1 protein-coding gene is annotated in these 537 nt (G+C 63.5%); it reads left to right on the top strand.

The window, feature by feature from the left end; all coding sequences use genetic code 11:
* The coding region (locus F6Q13_RS20085; protein WP_293060181.1) for a FadR/GntR family transcriptional regulator at positions 1-537 on the top strand (537 nt) is incomplete at both ends.

Here is a 537-nt window from a genome sequence, read left to right on the forward strand (position 1 = left end):
ACCGGGATCGCGCACCGCGTGGTCGAGCAGCTCACCGAATGCTTCCCGCGGAGCGCGAGCTCGTCAGGCAGACGCAGATGAGTCGGGCCACCGTGCGAGAGGCGTTACGAATCCTGGAGGTGCAGAACCTGGTTCGGGTCAGGGCCGGTCGGGCCGGCGGCGCATTTGTCCAGCGACCGACGACCAAATCGATGGCAAGTTCGGTGAGCATGCTGATCAGGGGCCGGCAGATCAAACTGGCTGACCTGATGGAGACGCGCGAGGCGGTGGAGCCGTTCTGCGCCGAGCTGGCCGCCCGCAAACGCACTGACGACGATCTTGCGGTGCTGGATCGGGCCAATGAAGAGATCTCCGATCCCGACGCTGACCTATCGGCGTTTCTGCAGGCCAATCTCGACTGGCATGTGGGTGTGGCGATGGCCGGTCATAACGAGTTGTTGATCGGCTTCATGACCGCGTTGTCCCATGCCATCTATACCGGAACCGAGAATGCGGAGTTCGTCGACGACAACGTGCGAACGGTCACAGCGCGCGCGC

The organism is Mycobacterium sp. (genome assembly GCF_008709575.1).
GTDB lineage: Bacteria > Actinomycetota > Actinomycetes > Mycobacteriales > Mycobacteriaceae > Mycobacterium.